The following is a 16,490-nucleotide window of genomic DNA, read 5'->3' on the forward strand; positions in this document are numbered from 1 at the left end:
CAACTAAAATTCCTATTTCTCACCCTCGCCCAAGCTTTCCCAGCTCTTTTTGTATATTTTGGCAAAAAGCCTCGCTGTAGCCGCGATCTTTTGGCATACGCTCGCTCCACTCTTGCAGTATCACGCTGTAGTCACCAAGCGTCAGCTCGCCTTTCAAAATCGCGTATTTTAGGTAAAGCCAATAGGTGTTTAGCACATCGCTTTGGCAGTATTCATCGATTTTTGCTAGGTCATTTTGCGCGTAGTAGATTTTATACACATCCGAGCCGCTGACATCGTATTTGCCGACGATTCCTAGCATTTTGCAAACGCCATCGAGGTTTAGCCCGCGCACGCTGCCAAAATGCCCCAGCGTATCGAGCAAATCGGTATGCCACTGCTCGCTGTATCGCGCGCGGTAGTTTTCCCATTTGTTTTTGGTGCGCGCGGGATTCTCGACCTCATAGAATCCATTGGCGCAGAGATTGTAGCGCATCGCCCTTAGCATGATGGCTGGGATGTCAAACCCCCTGCCATTGAAGCTGACTAATCGCGGCTCTTTTTTGTTGATATAATCGATGAAATCCTGCAAAATCGCGCGCTCATCGCCGCCTCTGCCAAAATTGCCAACCTTTACAAAATGCCCGTAATCATCGCAAATCACGCTAGAAATCGAGACGATTTTATGCAAAAATATAGGCAAAAATTCGCTTCCGCTTTTTTCTTTTTGCGCGGCAAATGCGGCTTCGCAGATGGCGATGCTGGATTCTGCGTTTTTATCGATGTTTGCGCCCGCGCCAGAATCTACATTTGCACTAGCGCTAGAATCTACATTTTCATCGACATTTGCGCTGGCACCAGAATCTATTTTCCCGCCAGAATCCAGCCCAAAATACCCCCTCACTAGCTCAATATCCGGCACGCTCTCTATATCAAATACACATATCATTTTTGCTCCTTATTTTTATCTGAATTTTCATCCGAATTTTTACCTGATTTTTTATTTGGATTTTCACTCGAGGATTCTGGCGACTCAAAAGAAAACACCGGCACCGAGATTTTATACCAAATCGCCCACAATCGTATCACAAAGCCAATCGCCACCGCCACGACGCTAGCGGTGTTTATGTCGCATTCTAGCTTGCAAAGCCCATAATACACAAGCGCGGTGATTATCGCCACGCCCGCATACAGCTCTTTGCGAAACACCAGCGGCACGATACCGCAAAATATATCGCGCAGCACCCCGCCAAACACCGCTGTAATCACCGCCGAGCTCACCACCAGCACCACGCCATGCCCTGCACCTAGCGCGATTTGCGCGCCGATGACTGCAAACGCCACCAGCCCCAGCGCATCCAGCACCAAAAACAGCTTCTCCAATCGCGCCACAATGCGCGGTATGAGCGTGGTGAGGAGTGCTGCCACGCAGATTATCACGATGTATTCGGGGTGGGCTACCCAAGTGAGCGGGTAGTGCTCAAACAGCACATCGCGTATCGAGCCCCCGCCGATAGCCGCCGCAAGCGCGATGAAAAGCACGCCTATCAAATCCATCTTGTGCCGCCCAGCGATAAGCGCGCCACTCATCGCCTCCGCGGTGATGCCTATGATATACAAGACTAGGAGAAACATCGCTATCCTTTGGCGGGTTTGGATTCTAGCCAATTTTGGATTCTGACTAGCTTTTAGATTCTAGCTTGATTTTAGATTCTACTACTTTTGGATTCCGACTGGCTGGGCTTTTGTTGTTTTGGCTGGTTTGCTACTTTTAGACAAGCTAGTTGATTCCTATCGCTGCGATTGTGCGCTTTTGGATTCTAATAGATTTTAGCAAAAAATTGCTTTGCAAATCTAGATTCTGGTGTTTTGCGCTAGTTGTTTGGTTGTTTTAGCTGTTTGTGGTTTTGTAGTTTTTATAGACGCTTTGGATGCCTTCGCGCAGAGTGATTTGGGGTGTCCAGCCTAGCGCGTTTATTTTGCTAGAATCCATGAGCTTTTGGAATGTGCCATCGGGTAGGCTTTTGTTAAACACCAGCGCGCCTGTGAAGCCGACTATCTCTTTGATGAGCTCTGCTAGCTCTTTTATGCTGACATCGCTGCCAAAGCCGATGTTTATGTGTGTGTTGCGCACTTGGCGGGGCTTGCTAGTCGGCACGCCAGAATCCAAATTGCCAGAATCCGCGCTTTTAGATTCTCCCCCCCTAGATTCCGCCGCGCCAGAATCCACATTTTTAGAATCCTTGCCAAACTCCCCGCTAGCTAGCATCTCAAAATCCACATGCTCCATCACAAACACGCACGCTCGCGCCAAATCCTTCGTATGCAAAAACTCTCGCCTAGGATTCCCACTCCCCCAGATTTCCACGCTTTCAGCGCTTATGCCAAACCGCTTGAGAAACGCCGCTAGCGCCTCGCCAGCAAGCCCTGTATTTTTCTCCACTTCAGACATTTTGCCCTCTTGCAGAAGCTTCGCTAGGTGGATTTTGCGAAGTAGTGCTGGCAGGACATGCGAAGTCTCTAGATCAAAATTATCGCCCTCGCCATAGAGGTTTGTAGGCATCGCACTTATGAAGTTGCAGCCATATTGCAGCGCGTAGCTTTCGCATAGCTTTAGCCCCGCGATTTTGGCGATGGCGTAGGGTTCGTTGGTGTATTCTAGCTCGCTTGTAAGCAGTGCGCGCTCAGTGATTGGCTGGGCGGCGTTTTTGGGGTAGATGCAAGAGCTACCGAGGAAGAGTAGCTTTTTCACGCCATATTTGTAGGCGCTGTGGATGATGTTGTTTTGGATGACTAGGTTTTGGTAGAGGAAGTCTGCGCGGTAGGTGTTGTTTGCCATGATGCCGCCCACCTTTGCCGCCGCGACAAAGACAAACTCCGGGCCAGCCTGCCTAAAAAACTGCTCCACCGCCGCAGAATCCAGCAAATCAAGCGCATCTCTGCTGCGCGTCAAAATGTTTTGATAGCCTCTAGATTCTAGCTCTTTTGCGATGCTAGAGCCCACCAGCCCGCGATGTCCTGCTACAAAAATCCTAGAATCTAGCTTCATAAATCACTCCTAAATTATAAAATCGCTATCGCGCGTTTTGTGCGTTTGCGTCGCTCGTATCAAAGCTTGTGCCAAAACTCGTGCGCTTTAAACTTAAACGCGCGCATTATAGCATATATTTTTGCATTGGCTTTTGTATTGGCATATTTTGCGCTGGCAAATTTTTTGCTAGAAATCCGCGAAAATCCGCCGACATCAGCGCGTAAATGTTGTATAATTTGCGCTTTGTTTAGAATTTGTTTAGATTCTGGATTATGCAGGCGCTTTGCCAAAGGCGCAAACGCGCAAACACAAAATGTGAGCGCAAAAGTGCGAGCGCAAAAGCCAAACGCAAAATGCCAAGCATAAACTAGCGGAGAGAAAAATGCAAGCAAACAGCCAAACGACAAACGCCACCAAACCCCAAACAATCACAGAAAAAATCTTTTCAGCGCACTGCGGCAAGCCCGTATATGCCGATGAGATCATCGAATGCGAGATTGATATGGTGATAGGAAATGACATCACCACGCCACTTTCCATCAAAGCTTTTGAAAAAAGCGGGGCAAAGAAGCTTGCCAAAGCGGATAATTTCTGCATCGTAATGGATCACTTCATCCCCGCCAAAGACATAGCCTCTGCCAACCAAGCGCGCATCAGCCGCGATTTTGCGAGCAAACATGGCTTGAAGCTATATTTTGATGAGCGCGATATGGGGATAGAGCATGCGCTTTTGCCAGAAAAGGGGCTTGTGGTAAGTGGCGATGTCATCATCGGTGCAGATTCTCACACCTGCACGCATGGCGCGCTTGGGGCGTTTAGCACGGGTATGGGGAGCACGGATTTGGCGTATGCGATGATTACTGGGAAAAACTGGTTCAAAGTCCCTCAAAGCATCAAAGTAGAGTTCGTCGGCAAAATGGCAAAAGGCGTGTATGGCAAAGATCTCATCCTAGAAGTCATCCGCCAAATCGGCGTGGATGGCGCGCTGTATAAGACGCTGGAGTTTTGCGGCGAGGCGATAGAGAATCTAAGCATGGATGATCGCTTCTCTATGTGTAATATGGCGATAGAAGCGGGCGCGAAAAATGGCATCATCGCACCCGATAATATCACTAAAGCTTTCTTAGAATCTAGAAAAAAAGAAAATAGCACTTTGCGCGCGGAGCCGAAGTTTTATGCAAGCGATGAGGGCGCGACTTATGCGCAGATTTTGCGTATCGATGTCTCAAAGCTAGAGCCGGTTATTGCCTATCCATTTTTGCCAAGCAATGGCAAAAGCATCACGCAAGCAGTGCGCGATAACCTAAAAATCGATCAAGCCTTCATCGGAAGCTGCACCAATGGCAGGCTAAGCGATCTAAAAATCGCCGCGCATATTTTAAAAGGGCAGAGGGTGCATCCCTCCGTGCGCCTCATCATCACGCCCGGCACGCAGAAAATCTACCGCCAAGCGCAAAAACTAGGGCTTATCGACATACTTTTAGATTCTGGTGCGCTTATCTCAAATCCTACTTGCGGGGCTTGCCTTGGCGGGTATATGGGGATTTTGGGCGATAATGAGCGCTGTGTCTCTACAACAAATCGCAACTTCATCGGGCGCATGGGCTCAAGAAGTTCAGAAGTTTATCTAGCAAACTCCGCTGTAGTCGCGCGCTCGGCGATAGAGGGCAAAATCGCTGATCCAAGGGATTTTATAGATTCTGGTGTTTTGGATTCTGCTTTTTTGGATTCTAGCGCAGAATCCGCCACTTTAGAATCCACTTTGGCACAATCCGCCCCAGAATCCAAAAATATAGGTGCCTAAAATGTTTTGGGATTCTAAACTGCTAAATTTTCTAACTATCGTAGCGGTGGTGCTTTTTGGCTATTTTTTATACACGCTTGATTTGTTTAAAGCCGAGCCTATCGAAGTCGAAGTCTCGCTGTATGTAAATCCCACGACGCAATTCCCCATCGATGACAAAGCCGCGTGGAATCCAGAGCGACGCATCGCTATCAATGCCAAAAGCGAAAATCGCATCAAATCCTATAAAATCAAAGCGACAACTGAAGATGGCTTGGTCGTGCTAGAAAAAGAAGAAGTCATCGTAAATCGCCCAAAAACTCTAAAAATATGGCTGCCAAAGCCAGATATAAACCTGCCTGATAAAACGAGAATCCACTATGATGTGGCGATCACAGACTGGAGCAATGCGAATTTTTTCAGCGGCGCGACACTGCATAAAAAGCTAGATTTCATCATAAACACCAAGCCCCCAACGATAAAGATTCTCGCAAATTCGCACAAAATCAGCTATGGCGGCAGCGCGCTGGTGGTGTTTAGCGTGGATAGCGTGGATATCAAAGAGATTCAAGTAAGCAATGGCAAGGATAGCTTCATCCCCTTTCCTTTCATGCGCGAGGGGTATTATGCAGTCATCATGGCATGGCCTATTGCCAACCAAAACTTCAGCGGCAAAATCACCGCCACTGATACCGCGCTAAACACGCAACGAATCGCAATACCTTTCATCAAAGACACCACGCCGCGCTATCAAAGCTCCACTATCGCGCTAAAAGAGGACTTTTTGAGCGAGAAAATGGATAGTCTCATCGATGATATTTTGGATATTTATCCAGATGCAGCACTGCTGGCGCTTAATAATAATTTTGAAAAATTTGTCTATATCAACGAACAAGTGCGCGAAAATGATGAAAAAACGATAAAAGAAATCTCACAAGAAGCCAGCGAAAAAGATGCGCAAAGCCTTTCAATGCCGGTATCTTGGACATCTTTCACGCCTATCAAAGGCTATGCGGTGGTGGGAAAATTTGGCGATAAGCGCACCTATATAAATGATAAAAATCAAGTCAGCCACTCCGTGCATCTAGGGCTTGATATGGCAAGTGTGAAAAATGACAATATCATCGCGCAAAACCCCGCGCGCGTGGCGCTCGCCAAAAAGCTAGGCGTGTATGGCAACACTATCATATTAGATCATGGCTTTGGCGTGATAAGCCTTTATTCGCATTTGGAAAAATTTCTAACAAGTGTGGATTCTAGCGTGGAGAGTAAGGATGTGATAGGGCTTAGCGGGCAGAGTGGCTGGGCGTTTGGCGATCATTTGCACTTTGGCATGCTCGTGCAAGGGCATAATGTGCGAAATGTCGAGTGGATGGATTCTTGTTGGATAAAAAACAATATCACTGATATTTTTGAAAAAGCTAGGGTAATCATAGAATCCAAATGAAAACACGACAAAAACAACAACGAGTGATGATTTTTGAAGAGGGTAGCGTGGAGGAGTGGCACGCGTTTATCATCAAAAATCAAGCGCTTTTGCAGGGCTTTGTGCTGTATTTTGGCGCGGTGGATAATGGCGGCGCGGGTGGTGCCGGTGCTGGCGGTGCGGATAATGATAATAAAAAAGCCCAGCTAGCCCAGCTAGAATCTTTATGCGCCTCGCTAAATCTAGCCTATATCATCGGCACACTGCCCGCGCAAAAAGATAGAAAAGAAATTGATCTAAATGGTTTAGATTTTGCACTAGAATCTAAAAACGCAGATTCTAGCGCAGAATCCAACGCCAAGCCAGAATCTAAAAACGCCGCCTCTAACGCCAGCGCCCAAAACACCGCGCCAAAAGCCCTAGATTCTAGCGCCAAAAGCCCTTTTGCAGGCAACTTAGCAGAATCTATCATAAACAAAACTATTGCAAACGCCACACAAAACGCCGATAAAATAATATACAAAGTCCGAAGCGGCGAGGAAATCATCTCACAAGGCAATGTCATCATCATCGGCGATGTCGCAAATGGCGCGCGCGTGGTGGCAAAAAATGCCGTGATTTTGGGCGATTGTAGCGGGAGCGTGGAGATAGCAGGCGAGTTTATCATCCTCAAAAAATTGCGCGCAGGATACCTAAAAATCGGCGATGAGGTGCTAGGAAAAGAGATGATAGACCTTATAAATGCGAGCGAGCATTTAAACATTGTTGCCAAAAATAGTGATAATATTCTTATCAAAGAAATACATCTCTAAGCGCGCTTTAAGCTTGCAGAATCTAGCGCCGCGCACAAAGGAAAAACATGAAACAACGAAGCGTAAAGAAAAAAGTCGAGCTAACCGGCATCGGACTGCATAAAGGCGTGCCTGTCACTATGGTGCTAGAGCCGCTGGAGGCAAATAGCGGGATCGTGTTTTATCGAAGCGATTTGGGGGTTAGCATCCCCATGCAGCCTAGCAACATCATAGACACCAAAATGGCTACCGTCATCGGCAAGGGCGATGCCAAAATCTCGACTATCGAGCATCTCATGAGTGCTGTGTATGCCTATGGGATAGACAACCTAAAAATAAGCGTGGATAACGAAGAAATCCCCATCATGGATGGCAGCTCGATATCTTATTGTATGCTTTTGGATGAGGCGGGGATTCAGGAGTTTGACGCGCCGCGCAAGCTTATCGAGATAAAAAAGCCAATCGAAGTGCGCGAGGGCGATAAATTTGTGCGACTAGAGCCAAGCGAGCGCACGATTTTTGATTTTTCTATAGATTTTGGGCATCCGGCGATAAGGGAGCAGAGCTACAAATTTACCTTCTCCAAAAAAGACTATATCCAAGAAATCGCCAAAGCGCGCACTTTTGGCTTTTTGCAAGAGGTGAATTATCTGCGCTCTATCGGGCTTGCAAAGGGCGGGAATCTAAACAACTGCATCGTGCTAGATGAAAGTGGTGTGATGAATAAAGATGGCTTGCGATATAGCGAGGAGTTTGTGCGCCACAAGATTCTTGATGCTATCGGGGATATGGCGATACTTGGCATCCCGCTGCTTGGCAGCTATGTGTCGTTTGCCGGCAGCCACAAGCTAAACTCGCTGCTTACCCAAAAGCTGCTAAGCGATGAGAGCGCGTATGAAGTCATCACCACGCAAGAGAGCCAAAAAGTGGCGGAATTTGAGCGTGCGGTGGCGATTGGGTAGAGGGGGGCTTTGGATTCTGGATTCTGCTTTGCGCTTTTTTGTGCGCGCTAGAATCCCGCGAGAATCTAAAAGCAGAATCTAAAGGCGCGCTGGATTCTAAAGTGCCTTAGATTCTAGGCAAATCCAAGCAGAATCCAAAATTAGAGCAGAATCCGCCACAAAACTAAGCCCAGCGCGTAAATAAACCAAACAAGCCAAATCGATGAAAACTTACAATATCCTGCTTTTTTGTATCAACCAGCCGCTGCATTACGCGATATACGATGATGATGTGCTGGTGTCTGCGCGCACTATCGATGAGAAGCCTTCCAGCGCGCTAGCTATTGCGTTTCAAGAGATCGAGGCGTTTTGTGAAAATAGGCGCAAAAATGAGCGCGCGCAAAAAAATAGCGATAAAAGCGCCACACAAGAGCGCGCGAAAATTGGCGCGATATATTATGCTGCGGGTCCGGGGAATCTAAGCGCGCTTAGGCTTACGCATGTGTTTTTGCATAGCTTAGCTATCATCAAAGGCATCAAGCTTTACGCCGCCGATAGCTTCGCATTTTTGCCAAATAGCTATATCTACGCCTTTGGCAAACGATATTTTTACAAAGCAGATTCTATGGATTCTATGGATTCCGCGCGAGAATCCCGCGCGTCAGAATCCAAAAGCACAGAATCCAAAAGCACAGAATCCAAAAGCACAGAATCCAATTTGCCACATTTTAGCGCAGATTCTAGTGTGGGTTTTTTGCCAAACTCGCGCGCGCCAGAATCCAAAGCGCAGAAATCTAAAACAATAGAATCCAAAAAGGCAGATTCTCGCGCGCAAGAATTTAAAAATGTAGATTCTAGCAACGCGCACGATACAGATTCTGCCAATTGCAAAGATTCTGGCGTTTCACCAAAACCCAGCGCACCAAAATCCAAAAATGCAGATTCTAAAAGCGCAGATTCTAACAACGCGCACGATACAGATTCTAGCGACTCGCCAAAACCACACACCAAAGCTTTATCGCCAGATACCACACATGGCATAACTTGCGTGCTTTTAGATACGCCACCAGAGATTGCACCTTTCACCGCGCCACAGATTCTACCCAAAGAGCACTTCACTCTCCCCTGCGAACCACTCTACATACTCCCACCATTATGAAGTATTTGCGAGCAAAATGACACAAACAAAAATGAAAAGAAAACAAGAATCCAAAAAACGAAAGCTAAAATATAAGTTTCAAAAAGAAAGTGCTCGGCACAAGCGTTAGCCGGCCGAGCAAAAGCGCGCGTTAGTTGCCTTTTACGACAGTAGTGTATGTGCTGTATAGACCAAGCACGCTGAACACTTTGTTATCTACGCTTTTTATGGAGCTGATGTTGCCAGCTTTTGCTGCTGCTTCTACGGAGCAATCACCTAGTGCCACAAGCCCAAGGAAGCTAGTGCAAGTGGCAGTTCCTTCTTTGTTGCTGGAGCCTGCTGATGTAGCAGTGACAGGCAGGCTAGCATCAGTAAATAGAAGCCCCACAGGCTGTGTGCTAGCGCAACCACCAAATAGCGATATTGCAATAATCGCGCTCAATCCAAAAATAAAACCTTTCATGTAATCCGCCTTTAAAAAATTTGTCTATGCAAATGTGCTGATGTCAGAATCTAGATTCTGCGATTCTGTATTATCGCCTATGGACACAACACAAATGCAAAGAGACTTTATTATAATAGCGATATATATATATATATCTTAAATTGTTTAGATTTTTATATGGGGTGTGTGAAAATTTTACACATTTTTAGCATTTTATCGGGGGGGGGGGCAAAAATTGATTTTGACAGATTTTGTTAAGTATAATCCTCCTCGAAAAATGGCTAAATCTTAGATTTAGCCATTTTATCTATTTTTTCAGGAGTATTATGATGAACTTTTTCAAGAAATTTGTGCCCACTGTTGGTTTGGCGTTTGTTCTGCTTTTTAGCGCGGGGTGTGCTTATAGAATAGGAGACCCGTTGGTTACAAATGTAGAGGTCAAAAAAGATGAGGCAAAATATGGACGAGCTAAAAATGCGTAAGCATCCTGTTCCTCTTCAATATGGGCAAATGTACAGTTGGCAAGGCTATCGAAAATGGCGGCTTGACACAGGTCCAAGCAGTAGATTATAAAGCATTCTACACTTTCATCTACAATAGCAGCACCGTAGAAGTAAGAGGAAAATAGCCCGCTTCTTTAAAGATTCTAGATAGCTTTGGCTTTCTGGAATCTAAAATGCGCTAGAGATTTGCATTTCTTTCGTGATTTCTTGTCTTTCTTGATTTTTCTTTGTTTTTATTTTGGATAAAACGCCGTTAGTATTTCTATCAAAATAACCAGCACTTTTTGCGCTAGTTTAATGTTGCTCGCCTAAGATTCTGCGTTTAAAATTCTACACTTAAAATTTCAGACTCAAGACTTTGCGCTTTAAGATTCCGCGCTAGATTCCGCGTTTGCATCGCTCACATCTTGCGCTTTTATTTCCTCATACTCCGCCTTTGCGCGCTCTAGCATCGCTTGCGCTGCTTTTAGCTCCTCTACGCCGACTTTATAAAGCGCTAGGCTTTCTTTTAGGCTTAGATCCTGCGCGTTTAGCTTGCTTAGGATTTCTTTGGTTTTTTGGATTTTTTCTTCAAAATGCTCCATTTTGCACTCCTTTTTTCAAATTTATTACAAAACCCCCATAATCTCCATAATCTTATACACTAAAATCCCCGCGATTGCAAACAGAGTATCCGCCAGAATCTTATACGCCAAAATCCCAATGATTACGATAGGCGCGATATATCGCAGGATAAACAGCCACACGCCAAACGCGATAGGCGAGAAAAAGTCTTTGGTGTAGTCTTTTAGCCGCTCCTTGCCTATGATAAATCCCACAAAAACCACGCTAATAAGCGCACCAATAGGCATAATAATGCTAGAGCTCACAAAATCTAGCCAGAAAAACGCACTCTCCCCGCCCACACTTAGCTTCGCCCCATATGGCAGACTCATCGAATAAAGCGCAAGAAGCCCCAGCGCAAACACCACCACACTCACGCCAAAAGTAGCGCCTATGCGGTTAAACCCACGCCTTTGTGTCAGATAATACACGCTTGGCTCAAGCAGCGAGACGGTAGAAGTGATGCCAGCAAACAAAAGCGCACTAAGAAACGCTACGCTTAGAATCTGTCCCACCGCGCCAAACTCCGAAAAAATAAGCGGCAGTGAGATAAATACAAGCTTCGCGCCATTATCGCTTAGATTTTTCGCTTCACCACTATATCCAAAGAAAAATGTAAAAATGATAAGCCCCGCTATCAAAGAAATGGCGATGCCGGGTATCACTACCCAAAGCGCGGATTTGAAAAGATTCTGCTTCTCTTGTGACGCGGCGGCGTAGGTGATGATGGTCCCCACACCAAGTGAAAGCGAGAAAAACATCTGCGCGAGCGCTGACATCAGCACGCTGGGTGTCAAATCTTGATATTTGAAATCAAACAAAAAATGCACCGCCTGCATGAAAGAAGGCTGAAACGCCGCATAAATCAAAAGCCCAATAAAAAGCACAAAAAGCAGGGGCATCAGCACGAGATTTAGCCGCTCGATGCCATCTTTTATCCCAAAAGAAACGATGAGTGCGGTGATAAACAAGCACGCAGCAAATCCCAGAATCTGATAAAAAATCCGCTCGCTCATAAGCGCCTCAAAAATCGCCTGCGAGCTAGGCATATCGCTAGGCAGCGCGAAGCTAACCGCTAGCAGATAATACAAAATCCAGCCCAAAATCACCGCATAAAACGACAAAATAATCGGACCGCCAATAATCACAAAGCCGCTAAGTCGCCAAAGCTTCCTAGGACTTGGATCCAGCGCCTCAAAACAGCCCACGACATCGCGCTTGCCCTTGTTGCCTATCAGCATATCTGCTACAAGCAGGCTAACGCCGATAAAAAACGCCAGCAGCAAAAAGAGCAACACAAACGCGCCACCGCCCATTTGCCCCGCCATATAAGGGAAGCGCCAAATATGCCCTAGCCCTATGGAGCTGCCGAGTGTCGCTAGGATGAAGCCGATTTTAGAAAATTTTCCCACGATGCTCCTTGAAATTTTGAGCTGCTAAAGATTTGAGCTGCTAGAATCTGCTTTGCAAAGCTAGACTTTGCTCCCAAACGCTAGATTCTGATAAGACTAGATTCTGATAAACTTGCGCGCCTTTTGGATTCTGCCTTTTAGATTCTGCCAAACCACAAATCCAAAATCTTACCCGCCCAAGCCACGATAACCACAAGCGGCGCAATGTAGCGTATCACAAAAAACCACACGCCAAACGCCCTCTCACTCAAAAATCCGCGTGTCATCTCGCGCACGCGCGCTTTGCCCACAAAATACCCCACAAAAATCACGCTAATAAGCGCGCCAAGCGGCATGATGATAGCAGAGCTTGCACCATCCACCCATGAGAAAAGGTTTTTGCCAAAAGCGCTTAGCAGCCGCTCATAGTCTTGATGCAGCGAAAAAATAAGCACCAAGCCAACCGCATAAATCACAGCGACAATCGACCAAGTGATGACTTTGCGATTTTTCTCATATCTTTGGACAAAAAACATCACACTTGGCTCTAGCAGCGAGATAGCCGAAGTGATGCCTGCAAACGCCAATCCCAAGAAAAATAGCACCGAGACTATCACGCCGCTAAAGCCCATTTTGCCAAACACAATAGGCAGCGCTTTAAACACCAAGCCTGCACCCTCCATGGCTTTCACATCATACTCATACACAAAAGTAAATATCATCACCCCCGCAATAAGCGAAATAAGCACGCCACAAATCGCCACCCAAAGCGCGGATTCTAGGAGATTTTGGTCTTTGTCTGTCGCGGCGGAGTAAGTGATGATGATGCCTATGCCAAGGGATAGCGAAAAGCACATCTGCCCCATCGCGCTTATGATGACATCGAAATTTATGTCATAGTATTTGAAATCAAACAAAAAATGCACCGAGCGCATGAAAGAGGGCTGAAACGCCGCATAAATCAAAAGCCCGATAAAAATCACAAAAAGCAGTGGCATCAGCACGAGATTTAGCCGCTCGATGCCATCTTTTATCCCAAGCGCGACAACAAGCCCAGTAAGCCCCATCACCACGCTAAAGCCAAGAATCTGCCAAGAGGCTTGCGAAGTCAGCAGCGAGCTAAAGGCGAAATCTGCCTCGCTCGCATTCTGTGGCAAATCCATACTCACGCCAAAAAGATAATACACCACCCAGCCAAGCACCACCGCATAAAAGGTAAGGATGAACGGACCACCTATCAGCACAAGCCCGGCAAATCGCCAAGGCTTTTGCGGGCTAGGATCTAGCTCGATAAACGCATCGGCGGCGTTTTTCTGCGTGCGATTTCCCATAAGCATCTCGCCAACCAGCATCGCCACACCCACAATCATCGTAAGCAGCAAAAAGAGCAACACAAACGCGCCACCGCCCATCTCCCCCGCCATATAAGGGAAGCGCCAAATATGCCCTAGCCCTATAGAGCTGCCAAGTGTCGCTAGGATGAAGCCAAATTTTGAAAAGGTATTCATTTGCTGCCTTTTGTTGTGGTTTGCTTGTGGTGTCGTTTGGTGTTTTTGGTTTGCGCTTGCCTGCGCGCGTTTTGTTTTGTTTGCGCGTGGCGCGTTGTTTTGTGTCGCGCGTTTGCCTGTGCGCTTTGGATTCTGGCGTTTGCGCGCGTTGCGCTTTTTGTGCGCCAGAATCTAGCGCGATAAACAGCGCATTATAAGCCATTGCTTCTTAAATTTTGATATGTATGCGTGCGTGGCGTGTTTTGGTATGCGCGCCAAGCCAAAAATACACAAAAATGATGCAAAATCCATATAGCTTTTGGCGGCCTTTAGTGATATTTGGCGATATTTTGCACGATTTTTACGCGCTTACATTTATGCGCCTACAAAATTTATCGCAAAATTTTGTAGCGTTTTATGCAAAAATGCGCGCGCAAATGCTTCAAATATGCTAGAATCCAAGCCCAAATGCGCCCTCAAATATGCTTGCAAAATATGCTTGCAAAGCTAGATTCTGGGTTGTGTTAGATTTTTGGAATTGCGTTTTAAAGATTTTCAAAATCCTAAGAATCCGCCAAAATCTAGCTGGGATCTGCACGCAAGCGGGCGCAAATCAAAGATTGACAAGGATTTTTATGTGGCTAAATAGGCAAGTGAGTAAGGATTTTCATACAGAGTTTTCAGTGGAAGAGAAGCTTTTGGATGTGCGTAGCGAGCATATTTTGGAGGTGTTTAAAAGCAAGGAGTTTGGGCAGATTGCGCTGTTTGATGAGCGCGATATTTTGTTTGAAAAATTTATCTATATCCAAAGCGAGCTTTTGGCGCATGTGGGTGCGTGCTCGCTGCCCATCGCTAGCACTAATAGCGCGGGCGCGGGCGCTATTAGTGCAGATGCTGGTGTGGGCGCAGAATCTAGTGTAGAATCTAAGGGCGCAAATGCAGATTCTAGCGCAGAATCTATCGCTGGCGCAGAATCTAGCGCGCTGCTTCTAGGCGGGTTTAACCTAGAAATCGCGCACGAGCTAGCTAAGCATCGCATGCAAATCGATTTTTTGCAAAGCGATGAGAAGGTGCTGGACTCGCTTATTAGCTTTTTGCCACATTTTCAAGAAGTGCGCGCCAGCAGGGCGTTTGCGCTATATAGCAAGGCGATTGATCTGCCGCTAAAAAAATATGATCTCATCATCCACCAATCCATCCCAAACGCCCATGAAATCGATGGTTTGCAGCGTATGCTAAGCGCGCAGGGCATTTTGATAGCGCGCCTCCCGCATCCATATTTGCAAGAAGAGGCGTTTGCACAGATTCTGGGCGCGTTTGGCAAATTTTTTGGCATTGTGATGCCATTTTTTGCCCCACTCGCACTTTTTAGCGATCAAGGCTTTGTTTTTGCCTCCAAAGCCACGCATCCGCTGGCGGATTTTTGCCTGCATAAATGCGATATGCTAAAAGATCTGCGCTTTTACAATGCCGACATCCACCAAGCAGTCTTTGCGCTTCCCTCCCTCCTCGCACAGAATCTAAAGGGCGTTATCAAAAATTAGCCAAACCAAACGCGCACACCAGCACGCACATCAAGCACGCACGCCAAGCACACCAGCACACACCCAACGCGCTTGGTTTGGTTTTGCCGCAAATTAGCTTCAAGTCAAACATGCTTTGTTTAATGCGCTTGGTTGGGTTTTTGTCTTGCGAATTATTTTTTGTGTCAAAATCAAAAGTCTTTCAAATCTGCTTTTTTGCACTAAATTATGCGGAATTGGTGCACAAACTCAACACCTTTAGGACTTAAGCTTCTAGCTTCAGCACTTCTTTTGTCTGTATGGCAATTGGAATTTCTTTTGTTTTTTTTCCACATATCGCGGCAATAATCACATGCTTTATAAAAATCTTTAGCATAAAAATCTACAATATCTTGTCTAGAGAAGTTTTGCAAATTGATATAATCCCCGCTAAATTCTTCTAATCCCAAAAGCCTTGATAGAGAACTGGCTATTGGGCATACAAACATGGCGCCCACCAAGCTTTTTTTGTCACTTTCGCCACTATCATTTTGCTTACCTTGCAATTCGCATTTTGACTTGGTATTATCTGCCACTCTTATTCCCTCATTGCTCATTATACTCACACAAATCATTTTGCATGCTAAAAAATTTCGTCTTATACCATCTCTGTCTCGTCCTCGCTTATATATTTTGCCAGGATCAAACCATGCGTTATCTTTTTTTTCCCAGCGGAGATGATAGACAATGTCATTAGCTTTTAGTTTTTTAATGATTGATTCTTGGCGTAGTGGTATTGTGAGATTTGGCGATTTGGAGTAATCTGAAATATGCACACAAGCTTTATTCGATTTTCCAAGCGCCCGCAACAAGTCCTCTTTAAAATCTATGGTACCATTTGTTACTATATAAAAGTGCTTGATTTTGTCTCTAGCATCAAGTGCTTCTACTACTTGCGCGATTTGCCTAAATAATAGCGGTTCTCCACCAATAATACACACATGCTGAACAAAATCTACTTTTGATAAAGCGCATCGATGGTGGATATGATGCCCTCAAATGTACATTTATACTGATTATTTGGTGAAAAATATTGCATAAGATTATTGCAGGACTCACAGCGTAAGCTGCATGAGGTTGTGAGCACCAGTTCAAAATGAGGTATATCTACAAAACCCAAAATAAAGCGCATAGAAAAATATTTTTCAAATATTTTTACTTTAGATTCATATGCTTTGCATAAAATGTGCAAAATTTTTCTAAAGACAAAAATACTTATATTTTTTGGTGTTTTGGCGGACTTTTTGCGGCGTATGGAGTATAGTGCAATTACCCAGCGATTGGCATTTATTGTAATATATCGCTCATAAAAAAGCTTATCTTTTAATTTTTTATACCTTCCATAGGGGGGTGGTTTTTTTTTGTTTTTTTTTTTTTTGTTTTATGCTTGCGTTTTTATTTCAAAATGAG

Annotated in this window: 15 protein-coding genes and 1 pseudogene; 8 read left to right on the plus strand and 8 right to left on the minus strand. The window is 45.5% G+C overall.

Translation table 11 applies throughout. The features are described 5' to 3' along the window. Nucleotides 1-19 precede the first annotated feature (19 nt). The 3 genes from BKN38_RS05965 to BKN38_RS05975 form a co-directional block, all read right to left on the minus strand. On the minus strand, nucleotides 20-928 hold the full coding sequence (locus BKN38_RS05965; protein ID WP_066455105.1) for a 3'-5' exonuclease: 909 nt from the start codon (nucleotides 926-928) through the stop codon (nucleotides 20-22). Continuing rightward, nucleotides 925-1,614, minus strand: coding sequence for a trimeric intracellular cation channel family protein (locus tag BKN38_RS05970; protein ID WP_066455102.1), 690 nt, complete (start codon nucleotides 1,612-1,614; stop codon nucleotides 925-927). Before BKN38_RS05970 ends, BKN38_RS05965 begins: the two co-directional genes overlap by 4 nt. 256 nt (nucleotides 1,615-1,870) lie before the next feature. Next, nucleotides 1,871-3,028: a GDP-L-fucose synthase gene (locus BKN38_RS05975; RefSeq protein ID WP_066455098.1), complete on the minus strand. Its 1,158-nt coding sequence runs from the start codon at nucleotides 3,026-3,028 to the stop codon at nucleotides 1,871-1,873. 364 nt (nucleotides 3,029-3,392) lie between these two features. Between BKN38_RS05975 and BKN38_RS05985 the strand changes: the two are divergent. The 5 genes and pseudogenes from BKN38_RS05985 to BKN38_RS06005 all read left to right on the plus strand — a co-directional run. Further along, nucleotides 3,393-4,697 (plus strand): annotated as a pseudogene (locus tag BKN38_RS05985) (3-isopropylmalate dehydratase large subunit); the annotation flags it as partial. Nucleotides 4,698-4,815: 118 nt separating this feature from the next. Continuing rightward, nucleotides 4,816-6,240: a M23 family metallopeptidase gene (locus tag BKN38_RS05990; protein ID WP_066455092.1), complete on the plus strand. Its 1,425-nt coding sequence runs from the start codon at nucleotides 4,816-4,818 to the stop codon at nucleotides 6,238-6,240. After that, nucleotides 6,237-7,031, plus strand: a complete 795-nt coding sequence (locus tag BKN38_RS05995; RefSeq protein WP_082942507.1) for a septum site-determining protein MinC — start codon at nucleotides 6,237-6,239, stop codon at nucleotides 7,029-7,031. Before BKN38_RS05990 ends, BKN38_RS05995 begins: the two co-directional genes overlap by 4 nt. Nucleotides 7,032-7,078: 47 nt before the next feature. After that, nucleotides 7,079-7,972: a UDP-3-O-acyl-N-acetylglucosamine deacetylase gene (gene lpxC, locus BKN38_RS06000; RefSeq protein WP_066455084.1), complete on the plus strand. Its 894-nt coding sequence runs from the start codon at nucleotides 7,079-7,081 to the stop codon at nucleotides 7,970-7,972. Between the two features lie 202 nt (nucleotides 7,973-8,174). Then, nucleotides 8,175-9,110, plus strand: a complete 936-nt coding sequence (locus BKN38_RS06005; RefSeq protein ID WP_066455081.1) for a hypothetical protein — start codon at nucleotides 8,175-8,177, stop codon at nucleotides 9,108-9,110. A 130-nt stretch (nucleotides 9,111-9,240) separates the two neighbouring features. Here the strand turns inward: BKN38_RS06005 and BKN38_RS06010 are convergent, their stop codons facing one another. Then, nucleotides 9,241-9,552, minus strand: a complete 312-nt coding sequence (locus tag BKN38_RS06010) for a TRL-like family protein (RefSeq protein ID WP_066455078.1) — start codon at nucleotides 9,550-9,552, stop codon at nucleotides 9,241-9,243. 311 nt (nucleotides 9,553-9,863) lie between these two features. Between BKN38_RS06010 and BKN38_RS11110 the strand changes: the two genes are divergently transcribed. Together BKN38_RS11110 and BKN38_RS12295 are read left to right on the plus strand one after the other, a co-directional pair. After that, the gene (locus tag BKN38_RS11110) at nucleotides 9,864-10,016 is read left to right on the plus strand and encodes a hypothetical protein (RefSeq protein ID WP_176754196.1); all 153 of its coding nucleotides are present in this window, start codon (nucleotides 9,864-9,866) and stop codon (nucleotides 10,014-10,016) included. A gap of 20 nt (nucleotides 10,017-10,036) precedes the next feature. Beyond that, entirely contained in the window at nucleotides 10,037-10,162 is a 126-nt protein-coding gene (locus BKN38_RS12295; protein WP_082942655.1) for a TRL domain-containing protein, read from the plus strand. A gap of 240 nt (nucleotides 10,163-10,402) precedes the next feature. Here the strand turns inward: BKN38_RS12295 and xseB are convergent, their stop codons facing one another. The 3 genes from xseB to BKN38_RS06025 form a co-directional block, all read right to left on the minus strand. Then, complete coding sequence (gene xseB / locus BKN38_RS06015; protein ID WP_066457693.1) at nucleotides 10,403-10,621, minus strand: exodeoxyribonuclease VII small subunit; 219 nt, start codon at nucleotides 10,619-10,621, stop codon at nucleotides 10,403-10,405. Between the two features lie 24 nt (nucleotides 10,622-10,645). Continuing rightward, nucleotides 10,646-12,052, minus strand: a complete 1,407-nt coding sequence (locus tag BKN38_RS06020) for a sodium-dependent transporter (protein WP_066457695.1) — start codon at nucleotides 12,050-12,052, stop codon at nucleotides 10,646-10,648. 137 nt (nucleotides 12,053-12,189) lie between these two features. Beyond that, nucleotides 12,190-13,539, minus strand: a complete 1,350-nt coding sequence (locus tag BKN38_RS06025; RefSeq protein ID WP_066457697.1) for a sodium-dependent transporter — start codon at nucleotides 13,537-13,539, stop codon at nucleotides 12,190-12,192. Between the two features lie 614 nt (nucleotides 13,540-14,153). Here BKN38_RS06025 and BKN38_RS06035 point away from each other — a divergent pair. Continuing rightward, nucleotides 14,154-15,062 (plus strand): spermidine synthase, encoded by a 909-nt coding sequence (locus BKN38_RS06035; RefSeq protein WP_158655956.1) that lies wholly within the window; start codon nucleotides 14,154-14,156, stop codon nucleotides 15,060-15,062. Nucleotides 15,063-15,262: 200 nt separating this feature from the next. Here the strand turns inward: BKN38_RS06035 and BKN38_RS06040 are convergent, their stop codons facing one another. Beyond that, nucleotides 15,263-16,021 carry a hypothetical protein gene (locus BKN38_RS06040; RefSeq protein WP_104720828.1) on the minus strand — a complete coding sequence of 253 codons (759 nt, stop codon included), beginning with the start codon at nucleotides 16,019-16,021 and terminating at the stop codon, nucleotides 15,263-15,265. Between the last annotated feature and the right edge of the window lie 469 nt (nucleotides 16,022-16,490).

Origin of the sequence: Helicobacter sp. CLO-3, from assembly GCF_001854545.1 — a bacterium.
Classification (GTDB): domain Bacteria; phylum Campylobacterota; class Campylobacteria; order Campylobacterales; family Helicobacteraceae; genus Helicobacter_B.